Genomic DNA, 528 nt, shown 5'->3' with positions numbered 1-528 from the left:
CAACCACTCAACCGGCAAGCGCCACACCAAACGCACCAGCAAGCGCTGCAGCAGCGTGCACTGCGGTTCGTGTTTATGCACCACTTCGCCCTGCTCGTTCGCAAACTCCACCCAATTGACACGTCCCCATTTATCCAGACGCAGCGTCCAGGCGCGATCGCGCATCCCGGCAATAAAGCGCTGATGGGTTTGCTGCGCCAGCGTTTCACTCTCGATGACCAACCCCATTTCGGTGTTCAGCATGGCGGAACGCGGATCGAAATTGAACGAGCCGATAAACACTTTGCGATTGTCGACGGTGAAGGTTTTGGCATGCAAACTGGAACCCGAATTACCGGTGATGCCGCGATCGTGTGGCGCGCTGTGCGGATTATCCTGCGGTTTCAATTCATACAACGCGATGCCGTGGCGCAGCAGTTTTTTTCGCCAGCGCGCATAACCCGCATGCACCACCGTGACATCATTGGCCGCCAGCGAATTAGTAAGGATGGCAATTTTCACCCCGCGCCGCTTCAACGCCAGCAGCTG

General features: G+C 57.0%; 1 protein-coding gene. It reads right to left on the bottom strand.

Annotated elements, in window-relative coordinates; all coding sequences use genetic code 11:
* A partial coding sequence (locus tag RTY00_RS07290) for a phospholipase D-like domain-containing protein (protein ID WP_312663962.1) occupies nt 1-528 on the bottom strand: 528 nt, incomplete at both ends.

The sequence above is a fragment of the Pantoea sp. CTOTU49201 genome, assembly GCF_032054795.1.
In the GTDB taxonomy this organism is placed as follows: domain Bacteria; phylum Pseudomonadota; class Gammaproteobacteria; order Enterobacterales; family Enterobacteriaceae; genus Pantoea; species Pantoea symbiotica.
Note: the sequence above shows the minus strand (reverse complement) of the source record. Positions and strands in the feature narration are given on the sequence as shown.